At 67.3% G+C, this 20280-nt stretch carries 19 protein-coding genes; 13 read left to right on the top strand and 6 right to left on the bottom strand.

Annotated features, from left to right (window positions below; genetic code table 11):
• The first annotated feature begins 6 nt into the window (after nucleotides 1-6).
• Both J2848_RS07755 and rfaE1 read left to right on the top strand, forming a co-directional pair.
• Nucleotides 7-321 carry a hypothetical protein gene (locus J2848_RS07755; RefSeq protein WP_149229563.1) on the top strand — a complete coding sequence of 105 codons (315 nt, stop codon included), beginning with the start codon at nucleotides 7-9 and terminating at the stop codon, nucleotides 319-321.
• Between the two features lie 67 nt (nucleotides 322-388).
• Entirely contained in the window at nucleotides 389-1834 is a 1446-nt protein-coding gene (rfaE1, locus tag J2848_RS07750; protein ID WP_149229564.1) for a D-glycero-beta-D-manno-heptose-7-phosphate kinase, read from the top strand.
• A 50-nt stretch (nucleotides 1835-1884) separates the two neighbouring features.
• Here rfaE1 and J2848_RS07745 read toward each other — a convergent pair whose 3' ends face one another.
• Entirely contained in the window at nucleotides 1885-2043 is a 159-nt protein-coding gene (locus J2848_RS07745; protein ID WP_149229565.1) for an entericidin A/B family lipoprotein, read from the bottom strand.
• A 175-nt stretch (nucleotides 2044-2218) separates the two neighbouring features.
• Here J2848_RS07745 and J2848_RS07740 point away from each other — a divergent pair, with 175 nt between their 5' ends.
• A complete protein-coding gene (locus J2848_RS07740; protein ID WP_149229566.1) occupies nucleotides 2219-2806 on the top strand; it encodes a Uma2 family endonuclease in 588 nt (195 codons plus the stop codon).
• A 159-nt stretch (nucleotides 2807-2965) separates the two neighbouring features.
• Entirely contained in the window at nucleotides 2966-4363 is a 1398-nt protein-coding gene (gene lpdA / locus J2848_RS07735) for a dihydrolipoyl dehydrogenase (protein WP_149229567.1), read from the top strand.
• Between the two features lie 102 nt (nucleotides 4364-4465).
• On the opposite strand, the gene J2848_RS07730 is transcribed toward lpdA, so the two are convergent.
• From J2848_RS07730 to fsa, 4 genes are all read right to left on the bottom strand, one after another.
• Nucleotides 4466-6613: a methyl-accepting chemotaxis protein gene (locus J2848_RS07730; RefSeq protein WP_246193630.1), complete on the bottom strand. Its 2148-nt coding sequence runs from the start codon at nucleotides 6611-6613 to the stop codon at nucleotides 4466-4468.
• 343 nt (nucleotides 6614-6956) lie between these two features.
• Nucleotides 6957-7907 carry a tyrosine recombinase XerC gene (locus J2848_RS07725; protein ID WP_149229569.1) on the bottom strand — a complete coding sequence of 317 codons (951 nt, stop codon included), beginning with the start codon at nucleotides 7905-7907 and terminating at the stop codon, nucleotides 6957-6959.
• Nucleotides 7904-8626, bottom strand: a complete 723-nt coding sequence (locus J2848_RS07720; RefSeq protein ID WP_149229570.1) for a DUF484 family protein — start codon at nucleotides 8624-8626, stop codon at nucleotides 7904-7906. The genes J2848_RS07725 and J2848_RS07720 overlap by 4 nt, the downstream gene beginning before the upstream one ends.
• A 17-nt stretch (nucleotides 8627-8643) precedes the next feature.
• Nucleotides 8644-9300, bottom strand: a complete 657-nt coding sequence (gene fsa, locus J2848_RS07715) for a fructose-6-phosphate aldolase (protein WP_109443238.1) — start codon at nucleotides 9298-9300, stop codon at nucleotides 8644-8646.
• Nucleotides 9301-9405: 105 nt separating this feature from the next.
• On the opposite strand from fsa, the gene J2848_RS07710 reads away from it, so the two are divergent.
• Entirely contained in the window at nucleotides 9406-11712 is a 2307-nt protein-coding gene (locus J2848_RS07710) for a primosomal protein N' (protein WP_149229571.1), read from the top strand.
• A gap of 201 nt (nucleotides 11713-11913) precedes the next feature.
• Complete coding sequence (locus J2848_RS07705; protein WP_149229572.1) at nucleotides 11914-12429, top strand: cache domain-containing protein; 516 nt, start codon at nucleotides 11914-11916, stop codon at nucleotides 12427-12429.
• A gap of 136 nt (nucleotides 12430-12565) precedes the next feature.
• On the opposite strand, the gene J2848_RS07700 is transcribed toward J2848_RS07705, so the two are convergent.
• On the bottom strand, nucleotides 12566-12961 hold the full coding sequence (locus tag J2848_RS07700) for a hypothetical protein (protein WP_149229573.1): 396 nt from the start codon (nucleotides 12959-12961) through the stop codon (nucleotides 12566-12568).
• Between the two features lie 381 nt (nucleotides 12962-13342).
• Here J2848_RS07700 and J2848_RS07695 point away from each other — a divergent pair, with 381 nt between their 5' ends.
• The 7 genes from J2848_RS07695 to gstA all read left to right on the top strand — a co-directional run bounded on the left by J2848_RS07695 (nucleotide 13343) and on the right by gstA (nucleotide 20276).
• A complete protein-coding gene (locus tag J2848_RS07695; RefSeq protein WP_149229574.1) occupies nucleotides 13343-13912 on the top strand; it encodes a F0F1 ATP synthase subunit delta in 570 nt (189 codons plus the stop codon).
• Entirely contained in the window at nucleotides 13912-15441 is a 1530-nt protein-coding gene (atpA, locus tag J2848_RS07690; RefSeq protein WP_063635335.1) for a F0F1 ATP synthase subunit alpha, read from the top strand. Before J2848_RS07695 ends, atpA begins: the two co-directional genes overlap by 1 nt.
• An 87-nt stretch (nucleotides 15442-15528) precedes the next feature.
• Nucleotides 15529-16413 (top strand): F0F1 ATP synthase subunit gamma, encoded by an 885-nt coding sequence (locus tag J2848_RS07685; RefSeq protein ID WP_149229575.1) that lies wholly within the window; start codon nucleotides 15529-15531, stop codon nucleotides 16411-16413.
• Between the two features lie 86 nt (nucleotides 16414-16499).
• Nucleotides 16500-17921, top strand: coding sequence for a F0F1 ATP synthase subunit beta (gene atpD / locus J2848_RS07680; RefSeq protein WP_149229576.1), 1422 nt, complete (start codon nucleotides 16500-16502; stop codon nucleotides 17919-17921).
• 143 nt (nucleotides 17922-18064) lie between these two features.
• Entirely contained in the window at nucleotides 18065-18481 is a 417-nt protein-coding gene (locus tag J2848_RS07675) for a F0F1 ATP synthase subunit epsilon (protein WP_149229577.1), read from the top strand.
• A 275-nt stretch (nucleotides 18482-18756) separates the two neighbouring features.
• Nucleotides 18757-19581 carry an acyl-ACP desaturase gene (locus tag J2848_RS07670; protein WP_149230414.1) on the top strand — a complete coding sequence of 275 codons (825 nt, stop codon included), beginning with the start codon at nucleotides 18757-18759 and terminating at the stop codon, nucleotides 19579-19581.
• 80 nt (nucleotides 19582-19661) lie between these two features.
• Nucleotides 19662-20276, top strand: coding sequence for a glutathione transferase GstA (gstA, locus tag J2848_RS07665; RefSeq protein ID WP_149229578.1), 615 nt, complete (start codon nucleotides 19662-19664; stop codon nucleotides 20274-20276).
• Nucleotides 20277-20280 lie beyond the last annotated feature (4 nt).

Raw genomic sequence — 20280 nt, 5'->3', positions numbered from 1 at the left:
ATGCCGATGCGGAGCTTTCTGAAATACGAGGCGGTGGTTGCCATGGACCGTAACGGGGCGCTGACCGCGGTCGCCGATGCGCTGGGGGCGGCCGGCGGCTGGATCGTCGATCACACGCTGTTCTCCGACGTCATGGCGACCATCCGCTTCTCGCTGCCGGGCGACCGCACCGGCGCGTTCGAAGCCGCGTTGGCCGATGCCGGCCTGACGGTTGATCCGGCGCCGGGGAGGAGTGACGCGGTGGAGTTGAACGGGGCGATCACGCTCACCTTCACGCAAGGGACCGGCGACCTCCGCCGGGATGTTCCTGCCTTTTCCTGAGGCCGGCAATCCTCCGGCGCAAACTTGTCCTCTGGCGTTACCGCTTTGGCGTTGGTAAGAGAACGCCATGAGCGACCTTGCCCGTCACATCGACACCCTGTCGCGCGCCAACGTGCTGTGCCTTGGCGACGTGATGCTCGACCGTTTCGTCTATGGTTCGGTGGACCGGGTGTCGCCGGAGGCGCCGATCCCCGTCCTGCGCGTGGACCGTGACGTGCCCAAGCTGGGCGGTGCCGGCAACGTCGCCGCCAATCTGGTGGCGCTGGAGGCGGACTGCCGCTTCGTCTCGGTGGTCGGGCGCGACGGCGTCGGCGCCGATTTGCTGGCCCTGCTGCGCCGCGAGGGCGTCAGCGACGGCGCCATCGTGGTGGAGGACGGGCGCCAGACCACGGTGAAGACCCGCTTCATCGCCGGCCAGCAGCAACTTCTGCGTACCGACATCGAAACGGTGGTGCCGATCACCGTCGCGGGCCGCGTGCTGGACCGTGTGCGCGAGCTGCTGCCCGAGGTGGGCGGCGTCATCCTGTCCGACTACGGCAAGGGCGTGCTGACCGACGAGCTGGTGGTGGCGGTGATCGCCGCCGCGCGGCAGGCCGGGCGCACCGTGGTGGTCGACCCGAAGGGCCGTGACTACCGGCGCTATCGCGGGGCCGACATCGTCACGCCCAACCGCAAGGAGCTGATGGAAGCCACCGGCCTGCCGGCGCGCACCGACGAGGAGGTGATCGCCGCCGCCCGCCACCTGATCGCCACCTGCGGCATCGGCGCCGTCGTCGCCACCCGCAGCGAACAGGGCATGTCGGTGGTGACTGCCGAGGATGCGGTGCATCTGCCGGCCGAGGCGCGCGAGGTGTTCGACGTGTCGGGCGCCGGCGACACGGTGGTGGCGACGCTGACCGCGGCGCTGTCGGTGGGGATCGACCTGGTCGATTCGGCGCGGCTGGCCAATCTGGCGGCCGGCATCGTGGTGGGCAAGGTCGGCACGGCCGTCGTCCGCTCGGCCGAGCTGCTGTCCAGCCTGCACGAGCAGCAGTGGCGCCATGGCGAGGAAAAGGTGCTGACCCGCGATGCCGCGGCGGAACGGGCGGAGCGCTGGCGGCTGCGCGGCAAGCGGGTCGGCTTCACCAATGGCTGCTTCGACCTGCTGCACCCCGGCCATATCTCGCTGCTGAAGCAGGCGCGGGCGGCCTGCGACGTGCTGGTGGTCGGGCTGAACAGCGATGCGTCGGTGAAGCGGCTGAAGGGCGAGAGCCGGCCTGTGCAGAACGAGACGGCGCGCGCCACGGTGCTGGCGTCGCTGGGCTGCGTCGATCTGGTGGTGATCTTCGGCGAGGACACGCCGGAGACGCTGATCCACGCCCTGCGCCCCGAGGTGCTGGTCAAGGGGGCCGACTACACCATCGCCACGGTGGTGGGGGCGGATTTCGTCCAGAGCTATGGCGGAAAAGTGGTGCTGGCCGAGCTGGTCCAGGGACAGAGCACGACCAACACCATCAAGCGCATGATGGGCTGACGGGGGAAACCGCGGCTGGCGGGCGCTCCCCCGTCGGCCCATTCATCCGGTCACATCTTCTTCTGGACATTGTCGGCGCCACGCTCGATGGCGCGGCCGCCGGCCTGCACGTCCTGGCCGGCACCCTCGACCGTGTTGCAGGCGGCCAGCGTGGTGCCCAGCAGCGTGCCCAGGACGGCGAACAGGGCGAACTTCTTGACGGTGGTCATAGTCGGTCTCCGTTGCGGTGGCTGTGTGATGCCGATGGGAACGCAAGCGGGGCCGTGAAGGTTTCCGGAATCGAAGGGGGAGGAAGCCTACGCAAAGGTGGTGCCCTTCGCTTGCGCGCGGGGATGGATTACATTGGGGCTGTTGCCGAAGGTTCCGCCCGGATCGGAGACCGCCATGCCGCTCGTCCGCCGCTTCACCCCGCTGACGACCCTCGAGGAATTCCTGGCGATGGAGTTCAGGGACGATGCCCAATACGAGTTGGTCGATGGCGAGATCGTCGGGCAGGCGCACGCAAGCCCGGCACACAGCACCTTGCAGATCGCCTTGGGCGCTGCTCTGCGCGATGCGTTGCGGGAGAAGGGCAAGCGGGATGGAAGCCGTTGCCGCGCCATGTCGGAAGCCGGCGTCCGTCCGCATTTCGACCCGACGCACAATTACCGTGTCGCCGACCTTGCTGTGACCTGCGAGCCGTTCGATCCGGAAATCCCCTACACCACGGCGCCGGTTCTGCTGGTGGAGATCCTGTCGCCGACGGAGGAGAAGGCGCAGCGGGCCAAGCTGCACGCCTATGCCGCCATGCCGTCGGTCCGGGAGATCCTGTTTCTCGACTCGCGGGCTATCCGGGCGGAACTGCACCGCCGCGATTCGGACCATCTCTGGCCCGCCGCACCTGAGGTGCTGGAGGAGGACGGGCGGCTGGTGCTGGAAAGTGCCGGCCTCGACATGCCGCTGGCGGAGCTTTACCGCGACCTGGGGTTCTGACCTCGTCCATCAGGCGACCCTGCGTCCAGAGACGAAGTGTCCCGTTGCCACGGGGCGTGAGCGCGGGCATAAATCGCCCCGCGGAAGATCCCGCGTGCCCTCCCCGCTGGATGGGACGGCTTTTGGCAACGAGCAAGAATGGCGAAAGGAAAGCCTCTCATGGCTGAAAGCACTTTTGACGTCGTTGTGATCGGCGGCGGCCCCGGCGGGTATGTCTGCGCGATCCGCGCGGCGCAGCTCGGCTTCAAGGTCGCCTGCGTCGAGAAGCGGGGGACGCTGGGCGGCACCTGCCTGAATGTCGGCTGCATCCCGTCCAAGGCTCTGCTGGCGGCGTCGGAGAAGTTCGAGGAAGCGGCCCACGGCCTCGCCAAGTTCGGCATCAAGGTCGGCGGCGTCGAACTCGACCTGCCGGGCATGCAGGCCCACAAGGACAAGGTCGTCAAGGACAACGTCACCGGCATCGAGTTCCTGTTCAAGAAGAACAAGATCGCCTGGCTGAAGGGTGCCGGGAAGATCACCGCCGCCAACACCGTCGAGGTCGAGGGCGTCGGCACCATCACCGCGTCGAAGGCGATCGTCATCGCCACCGGTTCCGACGTGACCCCGCTGCCGGGCATCGCCATCGACGAGAAGCGCGTGGTTTCCTCCACCGGCGCCCTGTCGCTGCCGGAGGTGCCGAAGCATCTGGTCGTCATCGGCGGTGGCGTGATCGGGCTGGAGCTGGGCTCCGTCTGGGGCCGCCTGGGCGCCAAGGTGACGGTGGTCGAGTATCTCGACCGCGTGCTGCCGACCATGGACGGCGAGCTGTCGAAGCAGGCCCAGCGCATCTTCGCCAAGCAGGGCATGGACTTCAAGCTGAGCACCAAGGTGACCGGCGCGTCGGTCACCGAGACCGGCGTCACCCTGACGGTCGAACCGGCCGCCGGCGGTGCTGCCCAGACCATCGACGCCGACGCCGTGCTGGTCGCTATCGGCCGCCGCCCCTACACCGAAGGCCTGGGCCTTGAGGCGGTGGGCGTCGAGCTGGAGCGCGGCCGTGTCAAGATCGATGGCCATTTCCAGACCAACGTGCCGGGCATCTACGCCATCGGTGACGTGGTCGAAGGCCCGATGCTGGCCCACAAGGCCGAGGAAGAGGGCGTCGCGCTGGCCGAGCAGCTGGCCGGCCAGAAGAGCCACGTCAACCACGACCTCGTACCCGGCGTCGTCTACACCTGGCCGGAAGTCGCCGCCGTCGGCAAGACCGAGGAGCAGCTGAAGGCTGCGGGCGTCGCCTACAAGGCCGGCAAGTTCCCGTTCACCGCCAACGGCCGCGCGCGTGCCGGCGGCAACACCGACGGCTTCGTGAAGATCCTGTCGGATGCCGCCACCGATCAGGTGCTGGGCGTCCACATGATCGGCCCGAACGTGTCGGAGATGATCGGCGAGCTGGTGCTGGCCATGGAGTTCAGCGCGTCGGCCGAAGACGTTGCCCGCACCTGCCACGCTCACCCGACCCTGTCGGAAGCGGTCAAGGAAGCGGCCCTGGCGGTGGACGGACGTCCGCTGCACATCTGATCCCCTGACATTTGATCGGCGGCCTGCAAAGTCCATAACGACGAAAGGCTCCCCCGCCCTCCGGCGGGGGAGCCTTTTTCGTTGCGGCAGTCGGTCTGCCGGTCAGGCGGCGCGGATGGTCGACAGGAAGCCGTTCACCGCGGTGCGCAGGCGGCCGGCGTCGCTGGCGAGCTGGCCGGAGACCGACAGGACGTTCTCGGCGGAATGGCCGGCCTCGACGGCGGCGCTGCGGACGTCGGCGATGGTCTTGGTCACCTCCTGGGTGCCGCTGGCGGCCTGCTGGACGTTGCGGGCGATCTCGGCGGTGGCGGAGCCCTGTTCCTCCACCGCGGCGGCGATGGCGGTGGAGATCTCGTCGATCTGGGCGATGATGCCGCCGATGCCCTTGATCGCGCTGGCAGTCTCGTCGGTGACCCGCTGCATGCCGGTGACGTGGCCGGCGATCTCCTCCGTCGCGCGGGCGGTCTGGCTGGCGAGGCTCTTCACCTCCTGCGCCACCACGGCGAAGCCCTTGCCGGCCTCGCCTGCGCGTGCCGCCTCGATGGTGGCGTTGAGCGCAAGCAGGTTGGTCTGGCTGGCGATGTCCTGGATCAGTTGCACCACCGTGCCGATCTTCTCGGCCGCCTCGGTCAGGCTGAGAACCTGGCCGTTGGCCTGCTGGGCCGCTTCCACCGCCTCCCGGGCGATCTGGGCGGAACGGTTGACGCGCTCGCCGATCTCCTGGATCGAGGCCGACAGCTCCTCGGTGGCGCTGGCGACGGTCTGCACGTTGCTGCTGGCGTCCTCGGAGGCGTTGGCGACCACGCCGGCCTGCTGGCTGGTCTGGGTCGCGGTGGCGGTCATGGTCTGGGCGGTGCCGGTCATCGACTGGGCGGCGCGGTCGACGCCGTCCACCACATTCATCACCTGGGCTTCCAGAGTGTCGGCCAGCTGCAGCATGGCTTTGCGGCGCTCGGCGTCAGCCTTGGCCTGGTCCTCGGCCCGCTGGTCGATCATCCGCTTCAGGTCGGCCATCATCTTGCGCAGGGCGTCGGCCAGCGCGCCGACTTCGTCGGCCTGCCGGATGTCCAGCGTCTGGTCGAAGCGGCCGGCGGCGATGCCTTCGGCGAAGGAGACGCTGGCGCGGATCGGCCGGGCGACGCCGCCGGCCACCACCCACATGATCGCCACGGCGCCCAGCGCGACCAGGGCGCCGACGGTGACCTGCCAGAGGATGTTGGAGTTGGCGCGCTCACCCAGCGCCGAAGCCAGCGCCATGCCGTCGGCCAGCACGATGTCCTTCGGCACCTGGACCAGTACGGCCCACGGCTTTTCGGTGTTGCCCAGCGTGATGGGAGCGAAGCTGCGCAGCATGTTGGTGGAGGCTTCGATGTCGACATGCGGCTTGCCGGCCTGGACGCCCGCCAGATCGGCCTGCCAGGAGGTATCGAAGGTGGAGATCGACTGGCCGATCAGGTCCGGCCGGGCGCTGTGGGCGACGATCAGCCCCATGTTGCTGATGATGACAACCTGGCTGCGGCCGTTGAAGACGGCGGCGCTGACCTTGGTCGAAAGCTGCTGCACGAAGTCGAGGTTGAAGTCGGCACCGGCCACGCCGCGGAACTTGCCGCCGATGACCACCGGTACCGACAGGGTCGCCAGGAACACCTGCTTGCCCTGGACGATATAGGGCAGGGGGTCGAGTACGCTTTCACGCCCGTTCTCCTGCGGACCGATGTACCAGCCGCCCTTCATCACGCCGTTGGGATGGCGGTCGCGGCTGTCATATTCGACCAGGGGCTGCATGGCGATGCGGCCGTTCTGGTCGCGGTTCCAGTACGGGATGAAGCGGCCGGTGGCGTCGGTGCCGGTTTCGCGGCGGTTGCGGAACTCGTCGTCCCGGCCGTCGAGCGCATCCGGTTCCCATGCCGAATAGGTGCCGTTGAACAGCGGGTTGCTCTTCAGGACCGACAGCAGCACGCCGTTGAAGGCCTCGCGTCGCCGTTCCGGCGGGACATGGCCGGGCGCGCTCTCGTCGGCGAGGCTGGAGAAGGTGTTTGCCATCGTCCGCGCGGCATTGAGCGCAGTGTCAAATTCCGACCGCAGCAGGCCGGCCTGGGTTGCCGCGAGATTTTGCAGGGATTCGGTCGTCTTGCTTTCGAGGATCCGTTCGACATTCTCCGTGACGAACTCGTTGCTGGAGCGCGTCGACAGTACGGCAAACCCGACGAGCACGGCTACGGTGCCGGCCAGACAGAATCCCGACAGCATCGCAATTTTTGACTGGATAGATTTTATTTGCATGACCATTTCCCCCGCGTAAGTCTCGCGACGGGGAAGATTTGAATTTCTGCGATTAATGAAACGTAAACGGCCAATAAGGGTTAGGCGCTGGTCTTTGCTTCGAAAGTATGATGCTTGTTCGTCACTGTAGCATTTCCTGTGGCGAAAAATCGCGGTGAATTCGAGAACAGAAAATAGCTTTTAAAAGCTCATTTGAAAACGAATGGTCGGCAATTTGCGTCCAGCAAGAGAAAGCCTCACCCACCCATCAGGCGAACGGGCGGCTTGAATACCCCGATATGCATTCCGTGATTGCGGAGACCGGTCGCGGTTAGCCCTTGCGTGCCCGAGGATGGGCATTGCGGTACACGTTCATCAGCTGTTCGTTTTCGATGTCCGTGTAACGCTGGGTTGTCGATAGAGAGGCGTGACCGAGCAGATCCTGGATGGCGCGGAGGTCGCCGCCGTCCGCCAAAAGATGGGTCGCGAAACTATGTCGCAGGGCGTGCGGGGTGGCGCTGTCCGGCATTCCCATCAGGGCGCGCAGCTTCTGCATCTGGTGCTGGGCGACGCTGGCGTTCAGCCGGCCGCCGCGGGTGCCGACGAACAGCGGGCCGTCGGACGCCAGCGTGAAAGGGCAGGACTCGATATAGGCGCGCACCGCTTCCGTCACCGCCGGCAGGACCGGGATCATGCGGTCCTTCCGGCCCTTGCCGGTGACGCGCAGCGTGTCGCCCAGCGGAGCATCCTTGCGCGCCAGTCCCAGAGCCTCGGAAATGCGCAGGCCGCAGCCATAGAGCAGGGTGAACAGGGCGCGGTCGCGCTTACCGATCCAGGGTTCCTCGCGGTCGCGCTCGGCTTCCTCCAGCAGGCGGTCGGCGTCGATTTCCGTCAGCGGGCGCGGGGCGGGGCGCTTGACCTTCGGCGTGGCCAAGGTGGCGACGGCCGGATTGTGAAGGCGTCCGCTGCGGTCGAGCCAGCGGAACAGGTTGCGCACCGCCGCCAGCTTGCGTGCCCGGCTGGCTCCGACCAGACCGTCCATCGCCAGCCGGGACATCCAGGCGCGGAAATCCGCCGCCTTCAGGTCGCCGAGGTCGTTCAGCGAGGGCGGGGAACCGCCGCGGAATTCGGTGAGGAAGCGCAGGAACTCGCCCACATCGGCGGTGTAGGCCGACAGGGTGTGGCGGGAGACCGCCTTCTCGCTCTCCATCCAGCGCCGCCAGTGGGCCAGCACGTCCTGGACGTCGGGCCTGGCGGAAAAACCCAAAGCAGGTTCGGTCACGCCGGCAACTCCAGCCAGCCGCGGATCACCCGCTCGACGACGCGGGCGAGGAAGCCGACCAGTTCGGTGCCCTGGCCGCTTTGGAAGGTGTCGGGCTCGCGGCTGCCGAAGGCGAGCAGGCCATCGGGCGTCTCGCTGGAGACCTGGATGCGAATCAGCGCCTCCGACCGGACGAGGCCGGCGCCGGGGCCATAAATCTCGGGGTCGCCCTGGATGTCGGTGTTCAGCACCACGTCGGCGCGGCCCAGTCGGTCGGCGATGGCGCCCGGCTCCACCACCCGCACGCCGGAGCGGTGGACATGGGGAATGTCGGTACCGTTGGATTCGATGACCAGACAGGCGACGTCGAGGTCGAGCAGGACCGCGAGGTCGGTGGTGATGGTCTGGATCAGCTGCTCGAAGCTCTGGGCATCGAGCAGGAACAGGACCGCGGCATGGATGCGGTTCTGGCTGTTCAGGTTGGCCCGGCTGGTGCCGATCAGCTCGCGCTGCTGGTCCTTGAGGGTGCGGACCTCGGCGCGCAGGCGGTCGACCATGAAGGCCTGGAGGTCCACCACCCCACGCCCGCGGTCGACCGACGGCGGGGTCAGATGGTGGACCAGATCGGCGTTCTGGGCCAGGAAGTCCGGGTGGTTCCGCAGGTAGGCACGCACGTCCTCCGAAGAGAGCGCCGACGCCTGTCGCGGGGTGTGGCCCGGTTCGCGGCCCCTGTCGGCCATGATCGCTCCGGCCCGCCTTACAGGATCGACTGGCCGGTCTTCTTCCAGTCCTCGACGAACTGGGCGAGACCCTTGTCGGTCAGCGGGTGGTTGAACAGCTGCTTCAGCACCGACGCCGGCGCGGTCACGACATGGGCGCCCAGGCGGGCGGCCTTGACGATGTGCATCGGGTTGCGGATCGACGCAACCAGCACCTCGGTCTTGAAGGCGTCGTAATTGCGATAGATCTCACAGATGTCGGTGATGATGCCCATGCCGTCCTGGCCGATGTCGTCCAGGCGGCCGACGAAGGGCGACACGAAGCTGGCGCCGGCCTTGGCCGCCAGGATCGCCTGGGCGGGGGAGAAGCACAGCGTGACGTTGACCATCGTCCCTTCGGACGAGATGATCTTGCAGACCTTCAGGCCGGCCGGGGTCAGCGGCACCTTCACCGCGACGCGGTGGGAGATCTTGGCGATCTTGTGGGCCTCGGCGAGCATGGTCTCGAAGTCGGTGGACGCCACCTCGGCGCTGACCGGACCGTTGACGACGTCGCAAATCTCGGCCACGAGGTCGAGGAACTTGCGGCCGGACTTGGCGATCAGGGAGGGGTTGGTGGTAACACCGTCCAGCAGACCGGTATCGGCCAGATCGCGGATCTCGGCGATGTCGGCGGTGTCGACGAAGAACTTCATGACGAAGGGTCCATGCTTGCTGATGTTGACCGGAACCGGCCGCGCCGGAAAGCTGACCGACGCGCCGTCCCGCCCGGTGCCCGGGACATGAGGCCACTCTAGCCGATGCGTTCGACTTCCGCCAGTTCCGCCCCGGGCCTTCAGGGGGATCTTCTTGGGGACGCGCCCGAAACGGGGCAGCCCGAAGGCGATTCCGCGCCCGCTTCCACCGACTTTCCGGCGAAGCCGCAGCATCGCGGGCCGGATCGCCGCGTCGCCGTGCTGCTGCCGCTGCCTTTGCGCGAGGCCTACGACTACCGTGTGCCGGAGGGCATGGAGTTGGTCCCCGGCGATTTCGTCGAGGTGCCGCTTGGGCCGCGCCGGGTGATCGGCGTCGTCTGGGGTTCCGGTGCCGGGGCGCTGGAGTCCGGCCGGCTGAAGGCGGTTGTGCGCCGGTTCGATGTGCCGCCGATGACCGAGGTCGGCCGCCGCTTCGTCGAATGGGTCGCCGCCTACACCATGACGCCGCCGGGCTTCGTCCTGCGCATGGCGGTCAGCGTGCCGTCGGCGCTGGAGCCGCCCAAGCCGATGCTGGCCTATCTGCGCAAACCCGATGCGGAGCCGCCGCCCGGCTTCAAGATGACCGACCCGCGCAAGCGCATCCTGGCGCTGCTGGAGGATGGGCCTCCCCGTACGCCCGCGGAGCTGGCCGAGGAGGCCGGCTGCGGCGTGACGGTGGTGCGCGGGCTGGCGGAGGCCGGGCTGCTGGAACCGGTGATGCTGCAGCCGACCCGGCTCGGCCGGCCGGACTGGCGCCGGCCCGGACCCAGCCTGTCGCCCGACCAGCGCGCGGCGGCCGACGATCTGCGCAAGCGGGTGGCGTCGGGCAGCTACTCCACCGTCCTGCTGGACGGGGTTACCGGGTCGGGCAAGACGGAGGTCTATTACGAAGCGATCTCTGCGGCGCTGGAGCAGGGCAAGCAGGCCTTGGTGCTGCTGCCGGAAATCGCGCTGTCGGCCCAGTGGCTCGACCGCTTCGCCCGCCGCTTCGGCGCGCCGCCGGCGGAATGGCATTCGGAACTGACCGGGGCGCAGCGCCGCGACACCTGGCGCGCGGTGTCGAAGGGCGAGGTGCCGGTGGTGGTCGGTGCGCGATCGGCGCTGTTCCTCCCCTATCCCGACCTGGGCGTCATCATCGTCGACGAGGAGCACGACTCCGCCTACAAGCAGGAGGAGGGGGCGATCTACCACGCCCGCGACATGGCGGTGGCGCGGGCGCATCTGGGCGGGCTGCCGATCGCCCTGGTCTCCGCCACGCCGTCGCTGGAGACCAAGGTCAACGCCGACAGCCACCGCTATGCCCGGATCGAGCTGCCGGCCCGCCATGGCGGCGCCGTGCTGCCCGACGTCGAACTGGTCGATCTGCGGCGCGACCGTCCTCCTGCCCGGCACTGGCTGGCGCCCAGCCTGCGTCAGGCGCTGACCGACACGCTGGCCGGCGGCGAGCAGGCGATGCTGTTCCTGAACCGCCGCGGCTATGCCCCGCTGACCCTGTGCCGCGCCTGCGGCCATCGCATGCAGTGCCCGAACTGCACGGCGTGGCTGGTCGAGCACCGGCTGGCCCGCAAGCTGCAATGCCACCATTGCGGCTTGCAGCAGCCCTTGCCCCATGCCTGCCCGGAATGTGGCGAGGAGGGCACCATGGCTGCCTGCGGTCCCGGGGTGGAGCGCATCGCCGAGGAGGTGGCGGAGCTGTTCCCCGAGGCCCGCGCCGCTATCATGGCGTCCGACACCCTACACGGCCCACGCGCCATCCAGGAAATGGTGGAGAGCATCGGCCGCCACGAGCTGGACATCATCATCGGCACCCAGGTGATGGCGAAGGGCCACCACTTCCCGATGCTGACGCTGGTGGGGGTGGTCGACGCCGACCTGGGGCTGAACGGCGGCGACCTGCGGGCGGCGGAGCGGACCTATCAACTGCTGCATCAGGTGGCCGGGCGCGCCGGGCGCGGCGAGCGGCCGGGGCGGGTGATGCTGCAGACCTTCATGCCCGAACATCCGGTGATGCAGGCGCTGGCCGCCGGCGACCGCGACGGCTTCTACCAGCTGGAGGCGGAGATGCGGCTGGAGGCCGGCATGCCGCCCTTCGGCCGGCTGGCGGCGCTGATCGTGTCGGGCGAGGACCCGACGCTGGTCGAGCGGGTCGCGATGGCGCTGGGCCGTGCGGCACCGCGCAGCGAGACCGTCCATGTGCTGGGGCCGGCCCCGGCGCCGCTGGCCCTGCTGCGTGGACGGCACCGCCGCCGTCTGCTGCTGAAGGCGCCGCGCAGCACCCAGGTGCAGCCGCTGATCGCGGAATGGCTGGACAAGGTGGAGATCCCGCCGGCCATCCGCGTGCAGATCGATGTCGACCCTTACAGCTTCCTTTAGGTGCCGTTAGCGCGGATGGGGCAGGCTGCGGCGAATTGACACGATTCCGCCGCCGGGGCGGTCGGACATGGCACCTGTGACGTTTGGTCCATTGCGCGACGCCGGGCATGGTATTACCACGGCGGGACGGTTCCGAATCGAAACATTCCTCCGGGGTCCGGACCAGTGGGCCCAAACATCCATAGGCACAGGTTCAGGCTGATGGCCGGCATGATCTCCAAGCTTCGTCTGCATGTTCAGCGGCAAACGCTGCTGACCGTGCTGCCGGTCCTTCTGCTGCTGGTGGTCATCGCCTTCGCCGCCGGTGCTCCGGCCCGCACCCGCGGCACCGATGCGGAGGCGTTGACCATGATCGACCGTGCCCAGCAGTTGCTGGAGCGGATCGGTCCGGAGGCGGCGGCCGAAGCGTTTGCCGGTCATGATAGCGCTTTCACCGACCGCGACCTCTACCCGATGCTGCTGGACGACAAGGGCGTGATGGTCGCCCATGGCTGGACCGCGACGCTGAACGGGTCGAACCTGAACGACCTGCACGACGTCGACGGCAAGCCCTTCATCCGCGAGGCGCTGGACGGGGTGGCGCGCGACGGCCGCACCGACGTCACCTACCAATGGATCGACCCGCTTACGGGCCAGGTTGCCCGCAAGACGATGCACGCCCGCCGCCTGGTGCTGAACGGCAAGCCCTATATGCTGGCGGTCGGGGTCTATCGCTGAAGCGGGATGGTCGCCGCTGAATCCGGTGCCGAAACCGGTAAAGTGAAACCGGTGCGGCGGGATGCCGCACATCTCTTTTTTACATGGTGAAATTCTTTCGCCCAATCATCCGGGCGACGGCATCGACCAACCGGGGTCAGGGAGTTCGCGGGCGGCGCGGACGCCAGATCGACAGGCAGTCGGCGGCGCTGTCACCGGCGCCGATGCCGTACCAGCCAGACCGGTCGTGGAAGGACAGGCTGTAGCGGCCCTTGGCGTCGCGTTCGAAGCGGAAGACCGGGCGGTCGACCTCGGGCAGCAGTACCAGAAGCCGGTCGTGATCGCGTCCCGACTCGCGCAGCACGCCGACCCAGTGGCCATCGCGAATCTTCGGTTCGGCCACGGCGGCGAAGGCGTCCAGATCGTCCGGGGTGAAGCGGGCGCGGCAGAACTGGATGACGTTGGCCGCGCGTTCTTCCCCGCGGAAACCGGTGCCGGCGGCGGTGTTCGCGTCGGCAGTCGCAACGGTGTCGGTCGTCGGCAGGATGGTCATCGCGGATAGGTCCCTGGTCGCCTGGCCGGCGGTGGCGGGGCGAAACGACGGGAAAACAAGGTCGGATCGGCCGCCTGCGCGGTTCCGACCGACCGTGGATCAGATTGGTTAACCTTGAATTAAACAGGCAATAGGGCCACATCGAAGTCACAGCCGGTATGACCAGTCGAGCGGCGCCCGAGTCCTCGGCGAACGCAGTTGCGACCAATGATTCCGCAGTTGCTCAAAACGCCGCAGCCAAATTGTCCAGACCCCGTTGCGTGGGCGCGATTCCTGTGATATTGGACCGCTCGCTTTCGCGGCCGGGGTGTTTGTGCCTCGGGTTGACACCCTATAAGGCCGCCGAATTCACCGTCTACCGAACTCAATTCGAGGGATCAGGTGGCATCCGAAGGAACAGGCGTATCCGAACTCGCCGCGCGCTACTCCACCGCGCTGTTCGAGCTTGCGGACGAAAACCAGGCGTTGGACACGGTCGCGAGCGACCTGACCACGCTGAAGCAGATCCTGGCCGAGAGCGCTGACCTCCGTCGCCTCGTCCGCAGCCCCGTCATCAGCCGCGCCGATCAGGGCAAGGCCATGGCCGCCGTCCTGGACAGCGCCGGCGTGTCCGATCTGACCAAGCGCTTCATCGGGCTGGTGGCGGCCAACCGCCGCCTGTTCGCGATCGACGGGATGATCGAGGGCTTCCTGGCCGAACTGGCCCGGCGCCGCGGCGAGGTCACGGCGCAGGTCACCTCGGCCCAGCCGCTGAGCGATGCCCAGCGCAACGCCGTGATCGACGCGCTCAAGGCGTCCATCGGTTCCAAGGTGCTGGTGAACACCTCCGTCGATCCGGAGCTGATCGGCGGCATGATCGTTAAGTTCGGCTCGCGCATGGTCGATACCTCGGTGCGCACGAAGCTGAACAAATTGCAACTCGCCATGAAGGCCTCAGGGGGATCAGTCTGATGGATATCCGCGCCGCAGAAATCTCTGCGATCCTCAAGCAGCAGATCGCGAATTTCGGGACCGAGGCGGATGTCGCCGAGGTTGGTCAGGTCCTGTCGGTGGGTGACGGCGTCGCCCGCGTGCACGGCCTGGACAACGTCCGCGCCGGCGAAATGGTCGAGTTCCCGGGTGGCCTGCAGGGCATGGCGCTGAACCTCGAGACCGACAATGTTGGTATCGTGATCTTCGGCGACGACCGCGGCATCAAGGAAGGCGACACCGTCAAGCGCACCGGCACCATCGTCGACGTTCCGGTCGGCCGTGGCCTGCTGGGTCGCGTCGTGGACGGCCTGGGCAACCCGATCGACGGCAAGGGCCCGCTGGTCAATGTCGAGCGCAAGCGCGTCGAGGTGAAGGCCCCCGGCATCATCCCGCGCAAGTCGGTGCACGAGCCGATGCAGACCGGCCTGAAGGCCGTCGACAGCCTGGTTCCGATCGGGCGCGGCCAGCGCGAGCTGATCATCGGTGACCGTCAGACCGGCAAGACCGCCGTCGTCATCGACACCTTCCTGAACCAGAAGCCGATCAACCAGGGCGACGACGAGAGCAAGAAGCTCTACTGCATCTACGTCGCCGTCGGCCAGAAGCGCTCCACCGTCGCCCAGATCGTCAAGACCCTGGAAGACGCCGGCGCCATGGAATACTCCATCGTCGTCGCCGCCACCGCGTCGGAGCCGGCTCCGCTGCAGTTCCTGGCGCCGTACACCGGCTGCACGATGGGCGAGTATTTCCGCGACAACGGCATGCACGCCCTGATCGTGTACGACGATCTGTCCAAGCAGGCCGTCGCCTACCGCCAGATGTCGCTGCTGCTCCGCCGTCCGCCGGGCCGCGAAGCCTATCCGGGCGACGTGTTCTATCTCCACAGCCGCCTGCTGGAGCGCGCCGCCAAGATGGGCGACGCCCATGGCAACGGCTCGCTGACCGCCCTGCCGGTCATCGAGACCCAGGCCGGCGACGTGTCCGCCTACATCCCGACCAACGTGATCTCGATCACCGACGGTCAGATCTTCCTGGAAACCGGCCTGTTCTATAAGGGCATCCGTCCCGCCATCAACGTCGGTCTGTCGGTGAGCCGTGTCGGCTCCGCCGCCCAGATCAAGGCGATGAAGCAGGTTGCCGGCACCATCAAGATGGAACTCGCGCAGTACCGCGAGATGGCTGCCTTCGCCCAGTTCGCCTCGGACCTCGACGCCTCGACCCAGCGCCTGCTGGCCCGTGGCGCCCGTCTGACCGAACTGCTGAAGCAGGGCCAGTTCCAGCCGCTGCCCGTCGAAGAGCAGGTCGTGTCGATCTTTGCCGGCGTGAAGGGTTACCTGGACGCCATCAAGGTCGAGGACGTGAACCGCTTCGAGGCCAAGTTCCTGTCGGAAATCCGCGCCAAGGGCGCCGATATCCTGGCGGCGATCCGCACCGACAAGCAGATCACCTCGGCGACCGAAGAGAAGCTGAAGGCTTTCCTCGACGGCTTCGCCAAGGTCTTCGCCTGACCGACCGCGCGCGGGGGCGGGAAACCGCCCCCCACCGCCCTGAAACGGCGGTCACGGAACGACCTCGAGCGGAATTGAAGGGCCGGCATGCCTAACCTCAAGGACCTAAAGAACCGGATCGCGAGCGTCCAGTCGACGCGCAAGATCACCTCGGCCATGAAGATGGTTGCGGCTTCCAAGCTGCGCCGCGCCCAGGAGCAGGCGGAAGCCAGCGGTCCCTACGCGGAGCGTATGGGCCGGATGCTGTCGTCCCTGGCCGCCAACGTGCAGGACAGCGGCAACGGGCCGAAGCTGATGACCGGGACGGGCGCCGACAAGGTGCATCTGCTGGTCGTCATCAGCTCCGACCGCGGCCTGTGCGGCGCCTTCAACGGCTCCATCGTCCGCGAGGCCAAGCGTCAGATCACCCGCCTGCAGGGCGAGGGCAAGACCGTCAAGGTGCTGACCGTCGGCCGCAAGGGCCGCGACCAGCTGCGCCGCGAGTTCGCCTCGCTGATCGTCGAGAGCTACGAGGATGTCGGCCGCCGCCGGCTCGGCTTCAGCGACGCCGACATGGTGGCGACGAAGGTGCTGGCGATGTTCGACGCCGGCGAGTTCGACGTCTGCTCGGTCATCTTCAACAAGTTCAAGTCGGCGATCTCCCAGATCGTCACGGTTCAGCAGCTCATCCCCTTCGCCGTCCCCGGCGAGGCGGCCGCGGCCACCGACGAGGTGAAGCCGCTCTATGAGTTCGAGCCGGACGAGGAGCAGATCCTCGCCGAACTGCTGCCGCGCAACCTGTCCATCCAGATCTACCGCGCCCTCCTGGAGAGCGCCGCGTCCGAACAGGGCGCCCGGATGACCGCGATGGACAACGCGACGCGCAACGCCGGCGACATGATCAACAAGCTGACGATCACCTACAACCGGACGCGCCAAGCCTACATCACCAAGGAGCTGATCGAGATCATCTCCGGTGCCGAGGCCCTCTGACGGCCGCATCCGACACGTAGCGTCCAGCCTATTTGCGCCGGCGACGGCATACCGACACTTACCGAGTTCCTAGGGAGCTTTACTCCATGGCCACCACCAATTCTGTCGGCAAGATCACGCAGGTCACGGGCGCCGTCGTGGACGTGCAGTTCGACGGCGACCTGCCGGCGATCCTGAACGCGCTGCACACCCAGAACGACGGCAAGACCCTCGTTCTGGAAGTGGCGCAGCACCTGGGTGAGAGCACGGTCCGCACCATCGCCATGGACAGCACCGACGGTCTGGTGCGTGGCGCCGAGGTGACCGACACCGGCGCCCCGATCGCCGTGCCGGTCGGCCCCGAGACCCTGGGCCGCATCATCAACGTCATCGGCGAGCCGATCGACGAGCGTGGCGCGGTCAACGCCGCCCGCTCGCTGCCGATCCATCGTCAGGCCCCGGACTTCGTCGACCAGTCGACGGACGCCGAAGTGCTGATCACCGGCATCAAGGTCATCGACCTGCTGGCCCCCTACGCCAAGGGCGGCAAGATCGGCCTGTTCGGCGGTGCCGGCGTCGGCAAGACCGTGACGATCATGGAGCTGATCAACAACGTCGCCAAGGCGCACGGTGGTGTGTCGGTCTTCGCCGGCGTGGGTGAGCGTACCCGTGAGGGCAACGACCTCTACCACGAGATGATCGAGTCGGGCGTCATCAAGCTCGACGGCCCGGGTTCCAAGGTGGCCCTGGTGTACGGCCAGATGAACGAGCCGCCGGGTGCCCGCGCCCGCGTCGCGCTGAGCGGCCTGACCCTCGCGGAGTACTTCCGCGACGAGGAAGGCCAGGATGTGCTGTTCTTCGTGGACAACATCTTCCGCTTCACCCAGGCCGGTTCGGAAGTGTCGGCTCTGCTGGGCCGCATCCCGTCGGCGGTGGGTTACCAGCCGACGCTGGGTACCGACATGGGCGCCTTGCAGGAGCGCATCACCTCGACCAAGAAGGGCTCGATCACCTCGGTGCAGGCCATTTACGTGCCCGCCGACGATCTGACCGACCCGGCCCCGGCCGCCTCCTTCGCCCACCTGGACGCCACCACGGTGCTGTCGCGCTCGATCGCCGAAATGGCCATCTTCCCGGCCGTGGACCCGCTCGACTCGACCAGCCGCATCCTCGACCCGCGCGTCGTCGGTGACGAGCACTATTCGGTCGCCCGTTCGGTGCAGAAGGTTCTGCAGACCTACAAGTCGCTGCAGGACATCATCGCCATCCTGGGCATGGACGAGCTGTCGGAAGAGGACAAGCTGGTCGTGGCCCGCGCCCGCAAGATCCAGCGCTTCCTGTCGCAGCCGTTCCACGTCGCCGAGGTGTTCACCGGCACCCCGGGCGTGCTGGTTCCGCTCGAGGAGACCATCAAGGGCTTCAAGGGCATCGTGAACGGCGACTACGATCACCTGCCGGAGGCCGCCTTCTACATGGTCGGCACCATCGACGAGGCGATCGCCAAGGCCAAGAAGCTGGCCGCCGCCTGATCCCCATCCGGGATCGCGGCATTCCGACCCGGCCCCGGCACGCCCGAGAAGGCGTGTGAAGGCCGGACGGAAATCGACATCAGCACACCCCCTCCCCCCGTCAGCGGGGGAGGGGGTTCCTATGAAGAGGCACCAGGAAACCCATGGCCGATAAAGTCGAATTCGAGCTGGTCTCGCCGGAAAAGCTGCTGAAGTCGCAGCCCGTGGACATGGTCGTGGTGCCGGGTTCGGAAGGCGATTTCGGCGTGCTCGCCGGTCATTCGCCGATGATCTCGACCGTGCGTCCGGGTGTCATCGACGTCTATGAGGGCGACCGCATCGTCGACCGCGTCTTCGTCGCCGGCGGCTTCGCCGAGGTCACCGAGGCTCGCTGCACCGTCCTGGCCGAGGAAGCGGTGGCGCTGACCGACCTGGACCGCGCCGCGGTCGAGAAGCAGATCAAGGACCTGTCCGAGGATCTGGACGACAGCAAGTCGGATGCCGAGCGTGCCGCCGCCGAGTCCAAGCTGGCCGTCGCGCGCGCCAAGCTGGATGCGCTGACCCAGACCTCCGCTCACTGAGCGCAGGCGGCCGTGCACCGGGGTTCCCTGGGCAAACGGCATATATCTCTTTGGTCGAACGGGCGGCTTGGGCATCCAGGTCGCCCGTTTGCTTTGCGACTCGGTTGCATCGCGGCGAAGACCGATTACATTCGAAGGCCTGAACCGCGAACCCTGCCGCACCTGATAAGAAGGGCGGGGACATGGACGGCGAACCCTTTCCCGAATTGAACCTTTCCCTATATGACCATGGCCGCCACAGCAGTGCGGCCCAGAACGAGGCGGTAGAGCGGATCATGGCGCGTGCGCATTGGCGGATCGACGAGCTTCCCTGGGACCGTTTTGATGCCAGCAAGGTCGATCCCGATCTGGTTCCGCTGATCAAGGCGGCGGCACTGGTGGAGTTCAACGCCGACGACTACACCGCCTATCTATGCAACGTCTTCAACGACGATCCGGAGTTCCAGGAGGCCGCCCACGGCTGGTCGGTCGAGGAGGTCCAGCATGGCGAGGCGTTGGGCCGCTGGGCTGAGCTGGTCGACCCGACCTTCGACTTCCGGGCGGCAGTCGAGCGCTTCCGCGCCGGCTACCGGGTGCCGATCGACCTCGACGCCTCGGTCCGCGGCTCGCGCACCGGTGAGATGATCGCCCGTTGCATGGTGGAGACCGGCACCAGTTCCTATTACGCCGCCATCGGCGATTCGACCGACGAGCCGGTGCTGAAGGAGATCTGCCGCAACATCGCCGCCGACGAGCTGCGCCACTACAAGATCTTCTACACCTACGCCAAGAAGTATCTGGACCGCGAAGGGCTGAACAAGGTTCAGCGGCTGAAGGTGGCGCTGTCGCGCATCGGCGAGTCGGAGGACGACGAACTGGCCTATGCCTATTACGCCGCCAACGCCCCGGCCGATGCCGTGTACGAGCACAAGCTCTACAACGCCGCCTACAAGCGCCGCGCCTTCGGCCGGTACCGCCGCAAGCATGTCGACCGCGCCATCGCCATGGTGTTCAAGGCCTGCGGCCTGAAGCCCCACACCCGCCTGTGCCAGGTGGCATCGAGCGGTGCCTGGTGGTTCATCGACCGGCAGGCCAGGAAGCTGGCGGCCCAGGCGGTCTGACCCTCATGGGAAAGCTGGCGGCGCTTGGCTGTTTGGAGTAGCCATGACGGCGCCAACCACCCAATGAGGGTTCCGGAGACATGAAGCTCTACTACAAGCCGGGCGCCTGCTCGCTGTCGCCGCACATCGTGCTGCGCGAGTCCGGGCTGCCCTTCGACCTGCTCAAGGTCGATCTGGCTACCAAGACCCTCCCAGATGGCAGCGACTTTCGCGCGGTGAGCCCGAAGGGTCAGGTGCCGGCCCTGGCGCTAGACGAGGGCGGCATCCTTACCGAGGGCGCGGTGATCGTCCAGTACATCGCCGACAAGGTACCGGACAGCGGTCTGGTCCCGGCGGCCGGTACGATCGAGCGCTACCGCGTGCAGGAACTTCTGAACTTCATCGGGTCGGAACTGCATAAGGGCGTCGTCCCGCTGTTCCCGATGCTGAAGGACAAGGTTTCCGATACCTATCGCGCGTTTGCCGCCCAAGTGCTGGGCGGCAAGCTCGCGGTGCTGAACCAACAGCTGGAGGGCAAGGCCTATCTGACCGGCGAAACCTTCACTGTCGCCGACGCCTATGCCTACACGGTGCTGAGCTGGCTGCCGCGCATCGGCTTCGACCTGTCACCCTTCCCGAACTTGGTGGCATTCGCTGAGCGCGTCGCCGCCCGTCCGGCGGTGCAGGCGGCGCACGCTGCCGAGGCCCAAGGCTGATAGT

This window comes from Azospirillum lipoferum (genome assembly GCF_024170005.1).
GTDB classification, from domain to species: domain Bacteria; phylum Pseudomonadota; class Alphaproteobacteria; order Azospirillales; family Azospirillaceae; genus Azospirillum; species Azospirillum lipoferum.
The sequence above is the reverse complement of the archived record's forward strand: the minus strand, read 5'-3'. Positions and strand labels throughout refer to the sequence as shown.

Bases quoted from the DNA above. Each gene is read 5' to 3' on its own strand.
- J2848_RS07705 (WP_149229572.1), top strand. From the start codon at position 11,914: ATGGCCGGCATGATCTCCAAGCTTCGTCTGCATGTTCAGCGGCAAACG.
- lpdA (WP_149229567.1), top strand. From the start codon at position 2,966: ATGGCTGAAAGCACTTTTGACGTCGTTGTGATCGGCGGCGGCCCCGGC.
- atpD (WP_149229576.1), top strand. From the start codon at position 16,500: ATGGCCACCACCAATTCTGTCGGCAAGATCACGCAGGTCACGGGCGCC.
- rfaE1 (WP_149229564.1), top strand. From the start codon at position 389: ATGAGCGACCTTGCCCGTCACATCGACACCCTGTCGCGCGCCAACGTG.
- J2848_RS07745 (WP_149229565.1), bottom strand. From the start codon at position 2,043: ATGACCACCGTCAAGAAGTTCGCCCTGTTCGCCGTCCTGGGCACGCTG.
- J2848_RS07700 (WP_149229573.1), bottom strand. From the start codon at position 12,961: ATGACCATCCTGCCGACGACCGACACCGTTGCGACTGCCGACGCGAAC.
- J2848_RS07710 (WP_149229571.1), top strand. From the start codon at position 9,406: ATGCGTTCGACTTCCGCCAGTTCCGCCCCGGGCCTTCAGGGGGATCTT.
- atpA (WP_063635335.1), top strand. From the start codon at position 13,912: ATGGATATCCGCGCCGCAGAAATCTCTGCGATCCTCAAGCAGCAGATC.
- J2848_RS07675 (WP_149229577.1), top strand. From the start codon at position 18,065: ATGGCCGATAAAGTCGAATTCGAGCTGGTCTCGCCGGAAAAGCTGCTG.
- fsa (WP_109443238.1), bottom strand. From the start codon at position 9,300: ATGAAGTTCTTCGTCGACACCGCCGACATCGCCGAGATCCGCGATCTG.
- J2848_RS07685 (WP_149229575.1), top strand. From the start codon at position 15,529: ATGCCTAACCTCAAGGACCTAAAGAACCGGATCGCGAGCGTCCAGTCG.
- J2848_RS07670 (WP_149230414.1), top strand. From the start codon at position 18,757: ATGGCGCGTGCGCATTGGCGGATCGACGAGCTTCCCTGGGACCGTTTT.
- J2848_RS07740 (WP_149229566.1), top strand. From the start codon at position 2,219: ATGCCGCTCGTCCGCCGCTTCACCCCGCTGACGACCCTCGAGGAATTC.
- J2848_RS07720 (WP_149229570.1), bottom strand. From the start codon at position 8,626: ATGGCCGACAGGGGCCGCGAACCGGGCCACACCCCGCGACAGGCGTCG.
- J2848_RS07755 (WP_149229563.1), top strand. From the start codon at position 7: ATGCGGAGCTTTCTGAAATACGAGGCGGTGGTTGCCATGGACCGTAAC.
- J2848_RS07730 (WP_246193630.1), bottom strand. From the start codon at position 6,613: ATGCTGTCGGGATTCTGTCTGGCCGGCACCGTAGCCGTGCTCGTCGGG.
- gstA (WP_149229578.1), top strand. From the start codon at position 19,662: ATGAAGCTCTACTACAAGCCGGGCGCCTGCTCGCTGTCGCCGCACATC.